General features: G+C 65.0%; 13 protein-coding genes and 1 pseudogene. 9 read left to right on the forward strand and 5 right to left on the reverse strand.

Annotation, left to right across the window (positions count from 1 at the left end):
• The first annotated feature begins 4 nt into the window (after nucleotides 1-4).
• The 6 genes from F6X62_RS18940 to F6X62_RS18965 are packed head-to-tail and all read left to right on the forward strand — an operon-like array spanning nucleotide 5 to nucleotide 4,294.
• Nucleotides 5-478: a YscO family type III secretion system apparatus protein gene (locus F6X62_RS18940; RefSeq protein ID WP_063543622.1), complete on the forward strand. Its 474-nt coding sequence runs from the start codon at nucleotides 5-7 to the stop codon at nucleotides 476-478.
• The gene (locus F6X62_RS18945) at nucleotides 475-1,503 is read left to right on the forward strand and encodes a FliM/FliN family flagellar motor switch protein (protein ID WP_153774394.1); all 1,029 of its coding nucleotides are present in this window, start codon (nucleotides 475-477) and stop codon (nucleotides 1,501-1,503) included. The genes F6X62_RS18940 and F6X62_RS18945 overlap by 4 nt, the downstream gene beginning before the upstream one ends.
• Entirely contained in the window at nucleotides 1,500-2,156 is a 657-nt protein-coding gene (sctR, locus tag F6X62_RS18950; RefSeq protein ID WP_063543624.1) for a type III secretion system export apparatus subunit SctR, read from the forward strand. Before F6X62_RS18945 ends, sctR begins: the two co-directional genes overlap by 4 nt.
• A 4-nt stretch (nucleotides 2,157-2,160) precedes the next feature.
• The gene (locus tag F6X62_RS18955; protein ID WP_054892864.1) at nucleotides 2,161-2,430 is read left to right on the forward strand and encodes an EscS/YscS/HrcS family type III secretion system export apparatus protein; all 270 of its coding nucleotides are present in this window, start codon (nucleotides 2,161-2,163) and stop codon (nucleotides 2,428-2,430) included.
• Nucleotides 2,431-2,436: 6 nt separating this feature from the next.
• Nucleotides 2,437-3,255, forward strand: coding sequence for a type III secretion system export apparatus subunit SctT (gene sctT / locus F6X62_RS18960; RefSeq protein WP_153774395.1), 819 nt, complete (start codon nucleotides 2,437-2,439; stop codon nucleotides 3,253-3,255).
• The gene (locus tag F6X62_RS18965) at nucleotides 3,248-4,294 is read left to right on the forward strand and encodes an EscU/YscU/HrcU family type III secretion system export apparatus switch protein (protein ID WP_153774396.1); all 1,047 of its coding nucleotides are present in this window, start codon (nucleotides 3,248-3,250) and stop codon (nucleotides 4,292-4,294) included. Before sctT ends, F6X62_RS18965 begins: the two co-directional genes overlap by 8 nt.
• A gap of 206 nt (nucleotides 4,295-4,500) precedes the next feature.
• On the opposite strand, the gene F6X62_RS18970 is transcribed toward F6X62_RS18965, so the two are convergent.
• The 3 genes from F6X62_RS18970 to F6X62_RS18980 all read right to left on the reverse strand — a co-directional run bounded on the left by F6X62_RS18970 (nucleotide 4,501) and on the right by F6X62_RS18980 (nucleotide 12,733).
• Entirely contained in the window at nucleotides 4,501-8,058 is a 3,558-nt protein-coding gene (locus F6X62_RS18970) for a hypothetical protein (protein WP_153774397.1), read from the reverse strand.
• 165 nt (nucleotides 8,059-8,223) lie between these two features.
• Entirely contained in the window at nucleotides 8,224-11,076 is a 2,853-nt protein-coding gene (locus tag F6X62_RS18975) for a winged helix-turn-helix domain-containing protein (RefSeq protein ID WP_153774398.1), read from the reverse strand.
• Nucleotides 11,077-11,992: 916 nt separating this feature from the next.
• A complete protein-coding gene (locus F6X62_RS18980) occupies nucleotides 11,993-12,733 on the reverse strand; it encodes an SDR family oxidoreductase (protein WP_054895048.1) in 741 nt (246 codons plus the stop codon).
• Between the two features lie 154 nt (nucleotides 12,734-12,887).
• Between F6X62_RS18980 and F6X62_RS18985 the strand changes: the two genes are divergently transcribed.
• Both F6X62_RS18985 and F6X62_RS18990 read left to right on the forward strand, forming a co-directional pair.
• Entirely contained in the window at nucleotides 12,888-13,778 is an 891-nt protein-coding gene (locus F6X62_RS18985; protein ID WP_153774399.1) for a LysR family transcriptional regulator, read from the forward strand.
• A 79-nt stretch (nucleotides 13,779-13,857) separates the two neighbouring features.
• Nucleotides 13,858-14,718: an alpha/beta fold hydrolase gene (locus F6X62_RS18990; RefSeq protein WP_256674051.1), complete on the forward strand. Its 861-nt coding sequence runs from the start codon at nucleotides 13,858-13,860 to the stop codon at nucleotides 14,716-14,718.
• A 6-nt stretch (nucleotides 14,719-14,724) separates the two neighbouring features.
• On the opposite strand, the gene F6X62_RS18995 is transcribed toward F6X62_RS18990, so the two are convergent.
• Nucleotides 14,725-15,612 carry a LysR family transcriptional regulator gene (locus F6X62_RS18995; RefSeq protein ID WP_054895046.1) on the reverse strand — a complete coding sequence of 296 codons (888 nt, stop codon included), beginning with the start codon at nucleotides 15,610-15,612 and terminating at the stop codon, nucleotides 14,725-14,727.
• Nucleotides 15,613-15,794: 182 nt separating this feature from the next.
• Here F6X62_RS18995 and F6X62_RS19000 point away from each other — a divergent pair.
• Nucleotides 15,795-15,926, forward strand: a pseudogene (locus F6X62_RS19000) (molybdenum cofactor biosynthesis protein); the annotation flags it as partial.
• A 69-nt stretch (nucleotides 15,927-15,995) separates the two neighbouring features.
• Here F6X62_RS19000 and F6X62_RS19005 read toward each other — a convergent pair.
• A complete protein-coding gene (locus F6X62_RS19005; protein ID WP_153774400.1) occupies nucleotides 15,996-16,892 on the reverse strand; it encodes a bestrophin family protein in 897 nt (298 codons plus the stop codon).
• Nucleotides 16,893-16,910 lie beyond the last annotated feature (18 nt).

Consider the following 16,910-nt stretch of genomic DNA (forward strand, 5'->3'; position numbering starts at 1 on the left):
GCCCATGAAAAGTCATGAATTGAAAAGCCTGCAGACCCTGCGCCAATTGCGTGAACAACGGGCCTCCGCGCAACTGGCCGCGCAGCGCCAGCTCTGCCGCGAAACCCATGCTGCCCTCGACGATGCCCGCCAGCGGCTGTGCCTGGCGCGGGAAACCTCCGCGCTCGAGGCAGAAAAACTCTACGGTCGCTTCAGCGAGGGGCTGTCGGTCAAGGCCTGGCTCGCTGCGCAGGTGCACCTGTCGGAGCTGGAGGACGAACAGGAGACGCTGCTGGGCAACCTGGACGAGGCCCACGACTACCACCAGCAGCAGGAGCAGACCCAGGAGAGCCTGCGTCAGGCCCATGTCGCTCGTCAGCGCCAGGCCGATGCCTGGGACTCCCTGGTCGAAGACCACGCCTTGGGCGAGCGCCGTATCGGGGAAGCGCAGGATGAGGGCGAAGACCTGTTTGCCCCCTTGCTGGATCTCACGCCTTGACCCTCCAGACCACCGAGGTGCCCGCCGACGCGCTGGCCTTCGAGCACAGCCTGGAGCGCCTTGATCCGCAGTGGCAGGCCCTGCACCAGCGCCTGCATCGGCCGCGCCAGCCCTGGCAGGGACAGTTGGGCGGGGCGCCGCTGAGTGTCGCCTGGGCGTCGAGTGGTGCGGCGATGGATGAACATCAGCTTGAGTTGTGGCTGTCGCTGGGCGACTCGCCCGTGCAATTGCGCGTGCCAGCCCGTGCCCTCGACCTGCTCGGCTTGCCCGAGGGGCTGTTATTGCCGAGCCTGCCCGCGGCGCTGTTGCTGGAGCAGGCGCTGCTGACGCTGATCGCGCCGCTGGAGCACCTGTTCTCACAGCCGATCCACGTGCTCGATCGCGCGCTCACGCAGTGCGTCGAATTGGCGCCACTGAGCCTTGGCCTGGAGGTACGCCTGGGTGACAGCGCGCTGGCGGTGCAATTGCGCTGCGATGCCGCGACCTGGGCCGAGATTGCCGTGTTGCTGGAGCAGCATGCCGCGCCCATGCCCCACGACCTCGGTGGCCTGGCGCTGACGCTGGGCGTCGACGGCGGCGAGGCCTGGCTCAGCCTGGTCGAGTTGCGCAGCCTGCTGCCGGGCGATGTGGTCATGCTCGATCCCTGGCCGGACGATCATCTGCGCCTGCACCTGGACGACCAGTGGCAAGCCCGTGTGCAGCGCGACGGACAACGCCTGCAGCTAATCGAACCCCCTATCACCGCGCTTGCCTTGAAGGAGCGACACATGAGCGAACAGGGCACCGGGCCGAGCCTGGACAGCAGCCTTGACGAGCTGCAATTGAAACTGGTCTGCCAGGTCGGCAGCGTCGAGTTGAGCCTCGCGCAACTGCGCGAGCTGGGCGTGGGCAGCGTGCTGGAGCTGGCGCCGCGCATGCACGAAGGCGTCGACCTGATGATCAACGGCCGCCGCGTCGGCCAGGGCCAACTGGTGAAGATCGGCGACGGCCTGGGCGTGCGCCTGCTGAGCTTTGCCGCATCATGAGTGGCTACCAGCCAAACCTGATCGAGATCATCCTGGTCGTCGCCTCCATCGGCTTGATTCCGCTGGCGGTGGTGACCCTGACCGGGTTCCTGAAGATCTCCGTGGTGCTGTTTCTGATCCGCAACGCCCTGGGTGTGCAGCAGACGCCGCCGAACCTGGTGCTCTATGGCATCGCCCTGATCCTGTCGGTGTACGTCACCACGCCGGTGATCGGCGACATGTACCGCGCGGCGCAGAGTCATGGCCTGCAACTGGAGAACGCCGAGCAGTTGAAGGAGTTGGGCGAGGCGATCAGGCCGCCGTTGCAGGCGCACCTGTCGCGCTTCGCCAACGAGAGCGAGCGCGGTTTCTTCGTGCAGGCCACGCAGAACGTGTGGTCCGAAGAGGCCCGCGCCGAGCTGCGCGACGACGATCTGGTGGTGCTGATCCCGGCGTTCGTCAGCTCCGAGCTGACGCGGGCGTTCGAGATCGGATTCCTGCTGTACATCCCCTTCCTGGTGGTCGACCTGCTGGTGTCCAACGTGCTGATGGCGATGGGCATGTCGATGGTCTCGCCGACCTTGATATCGATACCGCTGAAGCTGTTCCTCTTCGTTGCGCTGAGCGGCTGGTCGCGCTTGATGCATGGTCTGATTCTGAGCTACGGGAGCTGAGCCGATGGGCCAGGACGTGTTCCTTTCGTTGATGAAGCAGGCGCTGATGACGGTGTTGCTGCTGTCGGCGCCAGCGCTGGGGGTGGCGATCATCGTCGGCCTGAGCGTTGGCCTGTTGCAGGCGCTGACGCAGATCCAGGACCAGACCCTGCCGCAGGTGGTCAAGCTGGTGGCGGTGCTGCTGCTGATCGTCTTCGTCGGCCCGCTGCTGGCCGGGCAGGTGATGGGGCTGGGCAACCAGGTGCTGGACAACTTCGCGCTGTGGACGCGCTGACCGGGCATGGACGCAGGTTTCGTCAATGCCTTCCTGGAGATCGCCTACCCGGTGATCAGTTCGGCCGCGCTCTCCACGGCCCGTGCCATGGGCGTGGTGGTGATCACCCCGGCCTTCAACCGTCTGGGCCTGACCGGGATGATCCGCACCTGCGCCGCGGTGGCGATCTCGGTGCCGATGTTCCTGCCGGTGTTCTCGGCCTTCACCACTACCCCCGAGCTTGGCGGGTTCTGGCTGGCGGGCTTGTTGATCAAGGAGTTTCTGGTCGGGCTGGTGGTCGGTTTGTTGTTCGGCATCCCGTTCTGGGCCGCGGAAGTGGCGGGGGAGCTGATCGACCTGCAGCGGGGCTCGACCATGGCGCAACTGGTGGATCCGCTGTCGTCGGGGGAGTCCGGGGTGATGGCGACCTTGCTCACGGTGATGCTGATCGCGCTGTACTTCATGTCGGGTGGCTTCATCCTCATGGTCGATGGTTACCTGCACAGCTACCAGCTATGGCCGGTGACCCAGTTCACCCCGCTGTTCGCCAGCTCTGCGCTGACGGCGGTGCTGGCGATCCTCGACCAGGTGATGCGCATCGGGGTACTCATGGTGTCGCCGTTGCTGATTTCGTTGCTGATCACCGACCTGATGCTGGCCTACCTCTCGCGCATGGCGCCGAGCCTGCACATCTTCGACCTGTCGCTGCCGGTGAAGAACCTGTTCTTCACCATTCTGATGGTGGTCTACATCGGCTTCCTGGTACCGCTGATGCTCGATCAGCTTGCGGAGTTCCGCGGTACGGTCGGGGTGCTGCAGAGCCTGGTGGAGGGGGGTAATGGCTGACACCAGCGAAGAGAAGTCGCAGCCGGCAACGGACAAGAAACTCAAGGACGCACGCAAGAAGGGGCAGGTCGCCAAGAGCCAGGACCTGGTGTCGGGGGTGGTGATCCTGCTCTGCACCCTGTGCATCGCCATCCTGGCGCCACGAGCCAAGGCCCAGGTCACGGCGCTGGTGGACCTGACCGCGCAGATCTACATCGAACCCTTCGCCACGGTGTGGCCGCGCCTGCTCGATACGGCCGAGCAACTGGTGATCGGCATCACCCTGCCGGTGATGGCGGTGACGGTGACGGCGGTGGTGCTGACCAACCTGGTGACCATGCGCGGGGTGGTGTTCTCGGTCGAACCGCTCAAGCCGGATTTCAAACGCATCAACCCGGCCGAGGGTTTCAAGCGCATCTTCGCCATGCGCAACGTGGTGGAGTTCCTCAAGGGCCTGGTCAAGGTGCACTTGCTGGGGCTGGCGTTCTACGTGGTCGGGCGCCATGCGCTGCAGGCGCTGATGGAGTCGTCGCGGTGCGGGCCCGAGTGCCTGCAGTCGACCTTCCTGCTGGTGCTCAAGCCGCTGGTGTTCACGGTGCTGGCGGCGTTTCTGGTGCTGGGGGCGGCGGATGTGCTGATGCAGCGCTGGCTGTTCGGCCGCGACATGCGCATGACCCGCAGCGAGCAGAAGCGCGAGCGCAAGGATATCGATGGCGATCCGTTGATCAAGCGCGAGCTGCGCCGCCAGCGCCAGGAGATGCAGGCCATGGCGACCAAGCTGGGGTTGGGCCGGGCGTCGTTGATGGTGGGTGTGGCCGGTGACTGGGTGGTGGGTTTGCGTTATGTGCGCGGGGAGACGCCGGTGCCGGTGGTGGTGTGCCAGGCCGAGCCTGAGGAGAGCGCGCGGATGCTTGGCGAAGCTGCGCAACTGGGGATCGCCCATGCCATGGATGCCCGCCTGGCAGCCGAGCTTGCCCGGCGCACCGTGGCGGGGGATCCGGTGCCGGACAGCACCTTCCAGGCGGTAGCGGATCTGCTGGTGGCTGCGCGGTTGATCTAAGCCCCGGCAGAGATAGCTCGGCTATTGTCACCGCGAACACCGGAGCCGCCGAGGCCATGCCACCCTGTGGGAGCGGGCTTGCCCGCGAAAGGAACACCGCGATGCATGGCACCGGCTATGCCGGTGTTCGCGGGCAAGCCCGCTCCTACAGAGGCAGTGTGGCCCTTGTGGAGCGGCGAACCGCCGCTCCACAAGGCAAGGGTTGATCAGCCGTTGTCCACCGGCTTGTACGGCCCGCCATAACCATCACCGACCATCGAGATGATGTTGCCGTTGTCGTCGATCCAGTCCGAGGGCTTGAGCGAGTACTTGTAGTCTTCCGAACGACGGTTGTTGCCGTCGCCGATGTAATCCGGATGATCGACGCGATGGTCGCCGCGGATGCTCGAGCGTGCATCCCACTCTTCCTTGCGGAAATCGAAGATGCTGCGATCGCCCGGCGCGTCGCGCTGGCCCCAATCGGAAAGGTAGGTCTGCAGCCACACATAAGCCGCGTCGCCGTTGGGCTTGAGCAGGCCGTCCTGCTTGAAGTCCTGGATCTGGTCCCAGTTCTGCAGCGAGATCTTGTGCAGCTTGTGCGACTTGACGTCGTTGAGGATCGCACCGACGAAGGAGAACACTCCGGAGAACAGGAACCCCACCGGCCCGAGCAGGGGCACCAGGCGCCCGGTGATACCGAACACCCCGGCGACGCTGCCGGCTGCACCGAACAGGCTGCTGACGCCACCTGCGACCGACAAGGAACCGGAAGCGATCTTGATCGGGTCTTTCTCACGCACGCCGTCGCGGATGGTCAGGCCACCCATGACCACGCCGATCACCCCACCGACCACGTCGGCACCGGCGCCGATGACCTTGATCGCACTGCCGGCGAAGCGTGCGATCTTGCCTGCGCCGACCACGCCGCCACGCTTTTCGATACCACTCTCGATGCCCTGGTGCAGCTTGTTCATCGTGGCTTCGTCGAACGGCTGGCCGTTGAGCGCCTTGCCGACATCCTTACCGTCGGCCATGGCGTCGTCGATGATGTTGTAGTACTGGTTCTGCACATCCTGCACGCTGCGCGGGATCTCGGGCCCCGCAGTGCCTGGCTTGCTCCAGATGGTCGGCACCGAGCGGTCCAGGCCCATCAGCTTGTAGGCGTTGGTGCCGAACGCCTTGTCGAAGGCCTTGGTGCCGAGGGTGGCGAAGTGCGAACCGGTGCTGAGGAAGCCGATGAAGTCGTTGGCGATGCCGGCCCGCTCGCGTGGGGTGTCGGCCAGCGTGCCGCCCTTGCCGGCCAGCTGATAGATGGCCCGCCCCAGAGAGATCGCACCGCCCATCGAGCCGAGCACGCCATTGTCGCTGAGGAAGGACAAGGTCTTGACGAAGGCGCCGCGGTTTTCCGCGCTCAGGTTCGGCATCAACTCGGTGCTGACCGCCTTGTTGATGTCGTCGAGGGTGATCTTGCCGTTGGCCTGCCAGGTGTCGCCCAGGTTGCTCATGACCTTGCCGAAATCGGTGGCCATGTCCTTGTCCTTGAGCAGCATCTCGACGAACTTCTCGTAGGTCGCCAGCGACCTGCGCGGGATGCCGTCGCCGCTGGCCTTGAGGGCCTGGAGGATGATCAGGGTCTGGTCGGTGGTGGCCAGCGCGGTGTTGTCGTCGGAGATCTTGCTGGGGTCGGCGATCAGCTTGTCCAGCTCCAGGGTGTAGCCGTCGATCTGCAGGTTCTGCAGGAACTGGTCGGCCTTGGCCGGATCGATGTCGGCTAGCCCTGCGTAGGCGCTGCGGATTTCACGGGTGGCAAGCTCGGTCTGGCCGTTGGCCTGCAGGTCGTTGATGTACTTGACGAAGTTCTCCGACGAGGTGCTGTCGAGCAGCTTCTGGCGGGTTTCGTCGACTTTCGCCGAGCCGCCTTCGACCTTGCCCAGGGCCGCGTCGTGCTTGCTCTTGAGGTCGGCGACGATGGTCGGGTCGCCGAGCAGTTCGCCGAGCTGGGCATCGATGGCCTTGGCATCGAAGATCTCGTCGCGCACATCGCGCGAGGTCACGGTGATCGGGTCGCTGGCGTTGCCATGGTTGCCAAAGCCATGCTCAGGGATGATCGACATGCCATGGTCGGCCATGCTCTTGGCTTCCAGCGCCCGAACCAGCTTGGCCCGTGGGTCGTCCTTGGCAATGCTGCCGTCCTTGATCCCGGCGCGGTAGCCATCGACCAGGTCGCGGATGGCCAGGTCGCGTACCGACAACGGCTGGCCGTCCTCGTCCTTTTCGGTGGTGGCGAGCTCATCCACCGAGACTTCCTTGAGCGGCGGCAGGCCATGGTCGGCGCGCAGCTTGTCGACGTCGGTGACCTGCTCGGCGATGCTGCTGCGGTAGTCGGCGATCTGTTCGAACATTTGCGGGTTGTCGAACTGCGAGACGATGATCTTCTGCTCTTCGCCGCCGGGCTTGCGCTGGGTGAAGGCGATCAGGCCCGGGCCGTAGTCGCCGATGCCGCCGACGCTCATGATGTCCTCGGTCGAGGCCAGGTAGTCGTCCGGGCCAGCCTTGGTGTAGCCGTCGCCCTTGGCCTTTTCCAGACCGGCGAGGGTCTGGCCCTTGGTGCTGTAGTCGAGGAAGGCTTCGGGGGAGACGTCGCGCGATACCACCACCAGTTTGCCGTCGGCCTTGGTGACCACCAGGATGCCGTCGGTGGGCGCATCGACCTTGCTGATGTCGTTCATCCCCAGCGTGCCCTCGGCACGGGTCTGCAGGTGCTGGTCGGGCAGCTTGTGGGCGTTCTCGATGTAGTCGAAGGCGGGCGTGCCTTTGGTCGTGTCCAGCGCGTGCAGGAAGTCGTACAGCTGGCTGCCGCGGTTCTCCGGGGCGGGCTGGTTGGCGGCGGCGGAGGGGACGCTGTCGAGCGAGTCGTAGCCGCGGTCGTGGGCCTTGGCGTCGTCGCGGCTGATCGCGTACTTGTGGCCGTCGTGCTCGAACAGGATGACGTGGGCGTCCTTGTCTTCGGAAACCACCTTGAGCTTGTCCACGTCCAGGCCGGCGGGCAGGCCGGTGACCTGCTCGTAGCCGGCGGCCTTGGCGTCGTCCAGTGCGACACGGGTCTTGCCGGCGCCGCTGTAGGCAGCATAGGCCTCGGGCGTGATGCCCTCGGCGATGATGACTTCGCGGCCGTTGGTGAGCTTGACCTTGAGCACGCCGTCGGTGGCCTGCTCCACCGACTGGATGTTGTCCAGCAGGAAGCCGCTGTCGTCCTTGCGCAGCAGCGACTGGCCCGGGTCGGTGAGGCCGGCGACGATCAGGTCGTGGGCTGGTGTGCCCTGGGTGTCGGCCAAGGTGTCGAGCAGGTTGTAGAGCTGGGTGCCGTGGTCGGGGCCGCGGTCTTCACGGGTCGGCACGGCATGGCCGAAGCGCAGGTTCTCGAAGGTCTCGTAGCCTGGCTGGCTGTCCTGCGCGGCCTTCTCGCTGATCTGGTACTTGTTGCCGCCGTGCTCGAAGTAGATGACGCCGTTGTCCTTGTCCTGGGCGACGATCTTCAGCTTGCCGATATCGAGGGTTTCCGACAGCTCGGTGATGTCCTTGTAGCTGTCGGCATCGGCGGGCTTGTCGTGCGGCACGCTGCCGCCGCCGTCGTTGGCCGCCAGGACCTTGGGCTTGAAGGTCTTGTCCGCGCCCGGATCGCTGAGCAGCAGGCGGGCCTTGTCGAGGACGCTGTCGAAAAGGCCGGCGGTGTCGGAGGGGGAGGAAGGGCTGCTGCTGGAGGGGGCTTCGGGTCTGTTGATCATTGCACGGTCCGGGGCGAGGACGGCGGCAAGCGCAGCCCCGCAGCCCGAGACGATTCCGTTGCTGGGCGACCAGGTTGCGCGACCGACATCAAAGGTTCATGGAAGTCTGATCCTAGGCGACCTCGACCTTTGAAACGCACAACCTTGGCAAGTTACAGCAAGGTTTCACGTGTGTGAAAACTGGGTGTTGAACTGGCGCTCCTGACGACGCTGATCCCAGGCCTGGCTGGTGCGCCTGGGGGCTTCCTCCGGTTGGCTGGTCAACTGCGAAAGGGTGGCGGTGATGCGTCCGGCCCAGAAGCGCGCGCCCTGTTCCTGGGCCTCCTGCATGGCCTGGTTGAGCAGCTCCTGGGCTTGCGCCTGGCGTTCGGGCGAATCGGGCCTGGCCAGCAGTTGGGCCTTGATGCGCAACAGCTCGGGGCGGAACCAGCGTTCCTGGCGAGCGGCGGTCACGGCCAGGGTCTGGTCGAGGATCTCGATGGCCAACTGTTCCAACCCCAACTGCGCCAGACCTTGGGCGTACTCGCTGCGCACCAGGTTGTACAGCGGGCTGTCGCCGATCGCATGGAGCTGGTCAAGCGCTTCGCCCAGGCCGCGCACGCCGTCTTCGGCACTGCCCTGGCGGATCAGCAGAATGTGCTCGAAGCACCGGACGAACAGGCGCCATACCGGCATCTCGTGGCCCCCCAGACTCTCTTTGAGACGGGCAAGAAACTCGCGGCTGCGCTTTTCGTGGCCGACCAGCAGGGTGATGGGGATGGCGCTCAGGCTCAGGGTGTACCAGAGGCTGGCCGGGTGGTGCTGGGTCAACGCCGCTTCGACGTTGGCCTCGATGGTCAGCAGGGCCTGACCCACCTGGCCTTGCAGCAACTGCACCTGGGCCTTGAGCGAGCGCGCGGCGATACCTTGGTCGAAGTGGCTGTCGATGACGTGGGCGCGGGGCATCATCGGGAAACTCAGGGCTTCGCTGATCGCCTGGCGGGCGCCATCGAAGTCGGCCATCTGGAACAGCGGCGTTGCCCGCATGCGCCGGCCGAGCATGCGCCGTTCGAGGATGCCGGTGCGTTCGCTGAGCTGGATGTACTGGTTGGCCAGGTCCAGCGCCTCGGCGTGCTGGTTGCTGCAGCAGTGGTCGTGCCAGAGGCCCCACAGGCCGCGTAGTTCATGCTCGGTGTCGCCGAGGGTGCGGGCGTCTTCGATCACCTGCTGCCAGGCGTCACGGATCGACTGCCCGGCACCGCGGGTCAGGGCCATGACGCTGGCCGAGAGGGTCAGCAAGAGCATGCGCTGGCGGGGTGTGATGGCCTCGAAGCGCAGGCCGCGGTCGACCCAGGCGTGGCATTCGTCGACCCGCGACAGGCGCAGCCACAGCGGCACGCTCATCAGCGTGAGTTCGACGCCGAGACAGGCGTCGCCCTGTTCGCTGAAACACCAGCTCAAGGCGCTGCGTACGCTGTCGCTGCCGGGGCTGTGCAGGGCCAGCCAGCTGTCGCTGTCCAGGCGCTCAAGGTCTTGCACCGCGCGGCGTTGTTCCTGGAGGGTGTACTGCGCGTGGCGCTGGGCGATAGCGGCGGTCTCGTCATGCAGGGCCAGCTGCTGCGCCGCATACACGCGGGCCGTGTGGTGCAGGCGGTAGCGCTTGATCGGTTGCGCCCCGGCGGCCACCAGCAGCGACTTGTCCATCAGGCTTTCCACCAGCCAGGCAGCGTCCTGGAAAGGGCCTGGCTGGACCTCGACCACCGCCTTGGCGGCGGCGAGGGTGAAGCTGCCGGTGAACACCGACAGCTGACGGAACATCGCCTGCTCCTGCGTGCACAGCAGCGCGTGGCTCCACTCCAGCGAGGCTTGCAGGGTGCGGTGGCGGGGCAGGGCGGTACGCCGGCCGGCCATCTGCAGGCGGAAGTCGCCATCGAGCAGCTCGACCAGATAGGCCAGGCCAAAGGCGCGTACGTGGCTGGCGGCGATCTCGATGGCCAGGGGATTGCCGTCGAGGGTACGGCACAGTGCGAGCGCCGCCGGCACGTCGGTATCGCTGAAGGCAAAGTCCGTGTCGTGCGCAGCGGCGCGCTCGGCGAACAACTGGACGGCCGGGCTGAGCAGGGCCTGGGCGGCGCACAGTACGTGATCGTTTGCGGGGCAGGGCAGCGGCGCGACCTCGTGCACGCATTCGCCTTCGGCGTGCAGGGCTTCGCGGCTGGTGACCAGGATATGGCAGCCCGGCGCCTGTTGCAGCAGGGCTTCGACCAGGGTCGCGGTGGCTTCGAGCACGTGGTCGCAGTTGTCCAGGATCAGCAGGTGGCGGGCTTCGTCGAACAGGGCGGCGATCAGCGCCACGGCGTCTTGTGCGGTGCTGTCGATGCCCAGCGCCGCCGCCACCAGGTCGGCGACGCAGGCAGGCTGGTCAGCCTCCGTGAGGTCGACGAAGGTGCGCCCCTCGCTGAAGTCTTCGGCCATGGCGTGGGCGAGTGTCAGCGCCAGGGTGGTCTTGCCGATGCCGCCGGTGCCGGTGAGGGTGAGCAGGCGGCGGCTGCGCAGGGTTTCGGCCAGGGTCTGGCAAATGTCGTCGCGGCCGATGACGCTGCTGCCAAGGCTCGGCAGGTCGTTGCCGGGTTTGGTCGCAAGCAAAGGTTGCGGCGCCATTTCACGGATGGTCACCGGAGCCACGAAGCGGTACCCGCGGCCCGGTACGGTGACGATGTAGGTGAAGTCTCCTTCTTCGCCAAGCACTCGGCGCAGGGTGGTCATTTGCGCGCGCAGGTTGCATTCCTCGACGATGACCTTGGGCCAGACCAGCGCCAGCAGCTCGTTCTTCTCCAACAGCTCGCCGGTTCGGCTCGCCAGCGTGACCAGCAGTTGCAGCGCACGGCTGCCCAACTGCACCAGTTCCCCGTCCTTGAACAGCAGATGCTGCTGGGGGTAGAGCACGAAGGACCCAAAGCACAGGGCGTTTTCCGGATCAGGGGTATCCAGAGCGTCCAGGGCGACAATCTTTCCGGGCTTGGTCTTGGTCAGGGGCATGATTAAACCTTTATGAATGAGTTAGTTATTGGCGGTCTTGAAGGGCGCCTTTGTTGTTTCACATGTTCAGGATAAACAGCACGATCCGACGTAAGGTCTGTCTCGGTGGCACGGGCGAACTTCGACAGCCAATGGCCATTCGCTTGTCATTGTTCGCTCATCTTTCGCAAGGCACGTCGCGGAAGGACTCCGCAGCGGATCAAATTCTGGCAAGTACCGTGCCATGGATCCAATGATCATCTGGTAACGGGCGTCCTTGAACTTTCGCGAAACGATGCGCATTGCCGGGGTCGGTCGTTGTTTTATTCGGGATTCCGAATGTTTCATTCGTATGACGTTCGGGTTGCCGAATGAGCGAGGCCGTGGACGTGCTTTGCAGGACGAAGACGGCGCATGGAGGCTTTGTAAATCGCGGGCTGTACGGTTCATGACGGTGTGTGCTGAGAAAAAACGAACAGCGCCTGGCGGTTCCCCGCCATACCTGGCAAGGGACATTAAGTGTGTGCTCTATGCACGGCCGCGGCGCGATTCATTGTTGGGTGGGGATAAACTGACCCTCCTGTGGAGACTATTTAGAACATCCTTTTGTGTCGTTTATTAGTTGGCGGTAATCCGCCATCGCGAAGTTTGTGAACACATTCGCAGTTGTCATCTTTGTCATGAAACAAATGGCGGGTTTGCGGTAGGGTTTGCGGTCGCCTTTCGTATACAGTCACGCGCACGAAATTTGTTATCGACTGTTTTTATTGGGAAAGTTCGGAAGTTTCGAGTAATTGCTCGAAAACATTGCGCGGGCCATCATTTTTTTGCACCACAACAGGCCGTGGCGATAAACCGCCACGCATGACAGCACCCCGGGGGCCGGGGTGCAGAAAAGGCGGGAAGATCAGGGGCGTGGGGCGGCGTTATCGGCTGTTCAGGCCACGCCACCGTTGGCGCGCAGGATCTGGCCGTTGACCCAGCCGCTGTCAGGGCCGGCGAGGAAGGCGACGACACCGGCGATATCCTCTGGCTGGCCCAAGCGGCCCAGGGGTGGTGCCTGGGTGGCGGCCTGGATCTGCTCGGGCGTCTTGTCGGCCAGGAACAGTTCGGTTTCCACCGGGCCCGGGGCCACGGCATTGACGGTGATGTTGCGACCGCGCAGTTCCTTGGCGAACACCTGGGTGAAGGCCTCTACCGCGGCCTTGGTGCCGTTGTAGATGGCGTAGCCTGGCATTTTCAGGGCCAGCGTGGTGCTGGTCAGGTTGATGATGCGCCCGCCGTCGTTCAGCCGTGTCGCGGCAGCGCGCAGGGTGTTGAACACGCCTTGGGTGTTGATCGCGAAGTTGCGGGCGTACAGCTCGTCGCTGGTCTGCGCCAGGGGCGCGACCTTGAGGATGCCGGCGTTGTTGACCAGCACATCGATGCGACCCAGTTGCCGCTCGATGGTGTCGAACAGGGTCTGTACCTGGCCTGCACTGGACACATCGGCCTTGAGGGCGATGGCCTTGCCGCCGGCCTGGCGGATCTCGGCCACCAGTGCATCGGCTTCGGCATCGTTGCTGGCGTAGTTGATCGCCACGGCGAAGCCGTCACGGCTGAGGCGGCGGGCGATGGCGGCACCGATGCCGCGCGAGGCACCGGTGATCAGGGCTACGGAAGAGGTCATGCTGGGCATCCTTCTGAGTGGGTGTGGGAAGGAGTGTGGACTGTTGGCGAAAAAAGATAATTGCGCGGCAAGTGCGATCAGTGTTCCATTTGCTTTAATTATCGACTTGGCGTCTTTCCCTTGCGAAGCAAGGGTAGCCGCCACCCTCCAGGAGAACCCGTCCATGGATCGCTTCCAGGAAATGCAGGTGTTCGTGCGTATCGCCGAGCGCGGCAGTTTTTCCCAGGCTGCCGAGGACCTGCAGATCCCGCGGGCCACCGTCACCAACCTGATCAAGCGCCTGGAGCAGCGCCTCGGCGTGCGCCTGCTCGAGCGCACCACCCGGCACGTGCGCATGACCCACGATGGCGAGGCCTACTTCCACCGATGCGTGCGCCTGTTGCTGGACCTCGAGGAGACCGAAAGCGCCTTTCGCAACGCCCCGCCCAAGGGCCTGCTGCGGGTCAACCTGCAGGGCACCCTGGCCAAGCATTTCGTCATGCCGGCGCTGGGTGGGTTCCTGGCGCAGTACCCGGACATCACCCTGCACATCGGTGAGGACGACCGACTGGTCGATCTGGTGCGCGAAGGGGTGGATTGCGTGCTGCGGGCGGGCCTGCTGCAGGATTCGTCATTGATCGGCCGACAGGTCGCCAGCCTTGAACAGGTGACCGTGGCAAGCCCCGAGTACCTCGCGCAGCACGGCACGCCCACGACGCTGGACGACTTGCAGCAGCATTTCGCGGTGGATTACCTGTCCAGCGCCACCGGGCGGGCGGTGCCCCTGGAGTTCAGGGTCGGTCGTGAGGTGGTGGAGCGTTTGTTGCCTGCGAGGGTTTCGGTGACCGGCGCTGACCTGTACACCGGCGCGGCGCTCTCGGGGCTGGGAATCGTTCAGGTACCACGCTACCGGATTGTCCATGAACTGGCGGCCGGCAGCCTGCGCGAATTGTTGCCGGACTGCCCGCCACCGCCGATGCCGGTGTCGGTGGTGTACCCACAGAGTCGACAACTGTCGGCGCGGGTGCGGGTGTTTTCGCAGTGGTTGGCGGCGCAGTTGGGGCAAGGTCGCTGACCGGGTGACGGGTGCTGAGGGAATAAACCGGCGTGGCGCGCGTTTACGAGCTGAAACCCCAACGACCGGAGTCGTCACCATGCCCCACCTGCGTACCCTTGCCCGCGGCACTCTGCTTCTCGGCACCCTTGGCCTGGCCATGCTCGGTGCTACCGCCCAGGCTGCCGAAACCTGGGAGGTCCTGCCGCCCACGCCACACCTTGCAGGGCCGTTCAAGACCGCCGAGGTCAATGGCGTGCAGCTCGCCTACCACATCGAAGGCAAGGGCACGCCGGTGTTCCTGCTGCATGGCGGCCCGGCCAATGCCGACTACCTGGCCGGCCAGGCCAAGGTGCTGTCGGCGCATTACCAGGTCATTTCGGTGGACACCCGTGGCCATGGTCGCAGCAATGCCAATGGCCTGCCGCTGAGCTACGACGCCATGGCCGATGACGTGGTCGGGCTGATGAAACAGCTGGGCCTGAACAAGGTCGATGTGGTGGGCTGGAGCGACGGTGGCATCACCGCGCTGGACCTGGCCATGCGTTACCCGGACAAGGTTGGTCGGATCATCGCCTTCGGCGCCAACACCGACCCGACCGGTGCCTTCCCGGATGCCGACAAGAAGCCTGCCTTCGGCACCTTCATCACCCGTGCCGCCGACGAGTACAAGCAGTTGTCGCCAACGCCGGACGGTTTCGAAAAGCTCAATGCCGCGCTGGCCCAGATGTACCAGCAGCAACCGAACTGGACGCCGGCGCAACTGGCGACCATCAAGGCGCCGACCCTGATCGTCGACGGCGATCACGACGAGGCGATCAAACCCGATCACACCCGCTATATCTCCAAGAGCATTCCCGGCGCCAAGCTGCAGTTCATCGAGGGCACCAGCCACTTTGCGTTCCTGCAGAAGCCTGAGGTGTTCAACAAGGTGATGCTGGATTTCCTGGCCAAGCGCTGAGCAGCCTCAGCCTGCGCTGAACAGTGCCCGCGCTTCGTCGAAGCACTGTTCGGCGATGGCCGAACGCGGTTCGCTGCGGCGCAGCAAAAGGCCCACCGGGCTGTGAATGCTGGCGTCGGCCACCGGGATGATGCGCAGGTGTTCGCTCAGATCTTCCAGGCCGCAGTCCAGCGGCATCACCGCGCAGCAGATGCCGGCGTTCAGTGCCTGGATCAGTTGGAAGGTCGAGTCGCTTTCCAGCACGGCCTGGGGCTCCAGGCCGCGGCTGCGAAAGCTCAGGTCCAGCGACTGGCGGTAGTGCATGCCTTTGCTCAGCAGGCCCAGCGGCAGGCCGTCGAGGTCTTCCCAGCGCAGTTGCTCGGTGTCGAACTGGAAGTGCCGGGTATCGTGCAGCAGGCCCATGGTGGTGGTGCCCAGCTCGATCACGTCGAAGAAGCTGACATTGACCTGGTCCAGGTAGCAGATGCCCAGGTCGAGCTGGTTGCGGCTCAGGCCGTCGATGATCTGCTCTGAACTCAACGAGCTCAGCTGGAAGTGCAGTTCGGGGTATTTCTCGCGCAGCGGCAGCAGCAGTTCCATGGGGTTGAAGCTGGCCAGCGGCACGGTGCCCAGGCGCAGGCTGCCGACCACCTGGCCGCGGCAACTGGCGGCCTCGGCCTGCAGGCCGTCGTGGGCGGCGAGCAGGGTCTTGGCCCAGGCCAGGATGCGCTCGCCGGCTTCGGTGAAGCCCTCGAAACGTTGACCGCGCTTGACCAGCACCAGGTCGAGCTCGTCCTCCAGGTTGCGCAGGCGCATCGACAGGGTCGGCTGGGTGATGTGGCACAGCGCGGCGGCCTGGCCGAAGTGGCGGGTCTGGTCGAGGGCGATGAGGAACTTGAGCTGCTTGATGTCCATGGTTCGGCCTGGCGATAGAGGGTGTTGATCGGACGGTACGTCGTATCGATTGGACGCATGCGCCCCAGGGTTCTAGCGTGACGCAAAATCCCCCTTGGAGACAAACCCCGTGAGTGTCAAACCGGATGCGGTATTCGTACCGCTCAATATCGCCGTGCTGACGGTCAGCGATACCCGTACTTTTGCCGGGTTCGACCGGCGCCTGCCGCACCGCGTGGGAGGGCATTCTGGTGGAGCAACTGGATGCGCGGCATCGGCCGTGCAACTTCGTGCCGCACCTGAAGGCGGTGGGGGCGTGTGAGAGTCGGGGTTGATCGTTAGCGGTGTGTTGGTCTGGCGGGCCTCTTCGCGGGCAAGCCCGCTCCTACAGGAGAGGGCTTGCTTCAGCTCAACACATGCTTCACCGGCTCCAGCACCGGTGGCAGCGGCTCGCCCAGCGCCGACAGCACATCGCGCTCCAGCGTGCGCACCATGGCGTCGGTGGGCAGGTCGTTCTCGTCGCGGCCGAACGGATCCTCCAGCTCGTTGCCGATCGCATCCAGGCCAAGGAAGGTGTAGCTGACGATGGTGGTGAACAGCGGCGCCAGCCAGCCCAGCGGTTGGGCCAGGGCGAACGGCAGCAGCAGGCAGAAGATGTAGATGGTGCGGTGCAGCAGCAGGGTATAGGGGAACGGTAGCGGCGTGCCCTTGATCCGCTCGCAGGTCGCCTGCACCTCGGATAGCCCCAGCAGACGTTGCTCGAGCAGGGTGTAGCGGAATTCGCTGATGTGCTGCTGTTCGGCCAGTCGCGCACAGTGCGCGCCGATTACGCGCAGGATGCCGTCGCAGACATTGTGCTCGGTGACGACTGCGCCCTCGGCTAGCCAGGGCCTTGCGGCGTGCAATTCGTCCTCGTTGCGCAGGCGCGCGTTCAGCGCATGGGCAAAGCCGCACAGGCTGCGCAGCAGCTCACGTCGCAGGGCCGGATCTGCGATCACCACGCTTTCGCGGATGAACGAGCGGGTCTCGATGATCATCCGTCCCCAGGCCTTGCGCCCCTCCCACCAGCGGTCGTAGCAGGCGTTGTTGCGAAAGCTCATGAAGATCGACAGCGACAACCCGAGCAGGGTGAAGGGCGTGGCGCTGACCGGGTAGAACAGCGCCGGGTAACGTCGCTCGACCAGCACGATCAGGGCTGCCAGCAAGGTCACCATCAGGCAGCGCAGGGCGATGCGCTTGACGATCGAGCCGCGCAGGGTGAACAGCATGCGCAGCATGTCGGTGTTGGAATGGACGATCAAGGCGGTTCCAGAGACGGC

Origin of the sequence: Pseudomonas sp. MNR3A, from assembly GCF_009650575.1 — a bacterium.
GTDB lineage: Bacteria > Pseudomonadota > Gammaproteobacteria > Pseudomonadales > Pseudomonadaceae > Aquipseudomonas > Aquipseudomonas machongensis.

Bases quoted from the DNA above. Each gene is read 5' to 3' on its own strand.
- F6X62_RS18965 (WP_153774396.1), top strand. From the start codon at position 3,248: ATGGCTGACACCAGCGAAGAGAAGTCGCAGCCGGCAACGGACAAGAAA.
- F6X62_RS18980 (WP_054895048.1), bottom strand. From the start codon at position 12,733: ATGCCCAGCATGACCTCTTCCGTAGCCCTGATCACCGGTGCCTCGCGC.
- F6X62_RS18985 (WP_153774399.1), top strand. From the start codon at position 12,888: ATGGATCGCTTCCAGGAAATGCAGGTGTTCGTGCGTATCGCCGAGCGC.
- sctT (WP_153774395.1), top strand. From the start codon at position 2,437: ATGGACGCAGGTTTCGTCAATGCCTTCCTGGAGATCGCCTACCCGGTG.
- F6X62_RS18955 (WP_054892864.1), top strand. From the start codon at position 2,161: ATGGGCCAGGACGTGTTCCTTTCGTTGATGAAGCAGGCGCTGATGACG.
- sctR (WP_063543624.1), top strand. From the start codon at position 1,500: ATGAGTGGCTACCAGCCAAACCTGATCGAGATCATCCTGGTCGTCGCC.
- F6X62_RS18970 (WP_153774397.1), bottom strand. From the start codon at position 8,058: ATGATCAACAGACCCGAAGCCCCCTCCAGCAGCAGCCCTTCCTCCCCC.
- F6X62_RS18975 (WP_153774398.1), bottom strand. From the start codon at position 11,076: ATGCCCCTGACCAAGACCAAGCCCGGAAAGATTGTCGCCCTGGACGCT.
- F6X62_RS18995 (WP_054895046.1), bottom strand. From the start codon at position 15,612: ATGGACATCAAGCAGCTCAAGTTCCTCATCGCCCTCGACCAGACCCGC.
- F6X62_RS18990 (WP_256674051.1), top strand. From the start codon at position 13,858: ATGCCCCACCTGCGTACCCTTGCCCGCGGCACTCTGCTTCTCGGCACC.
- F6X62_RS18940 (WP_063543622.1), top strand. From the start codon at position 5: ATGAAAAGTCATGAATTGAAAAGCCTGCAGACCCTGCGCCAATTGCGT.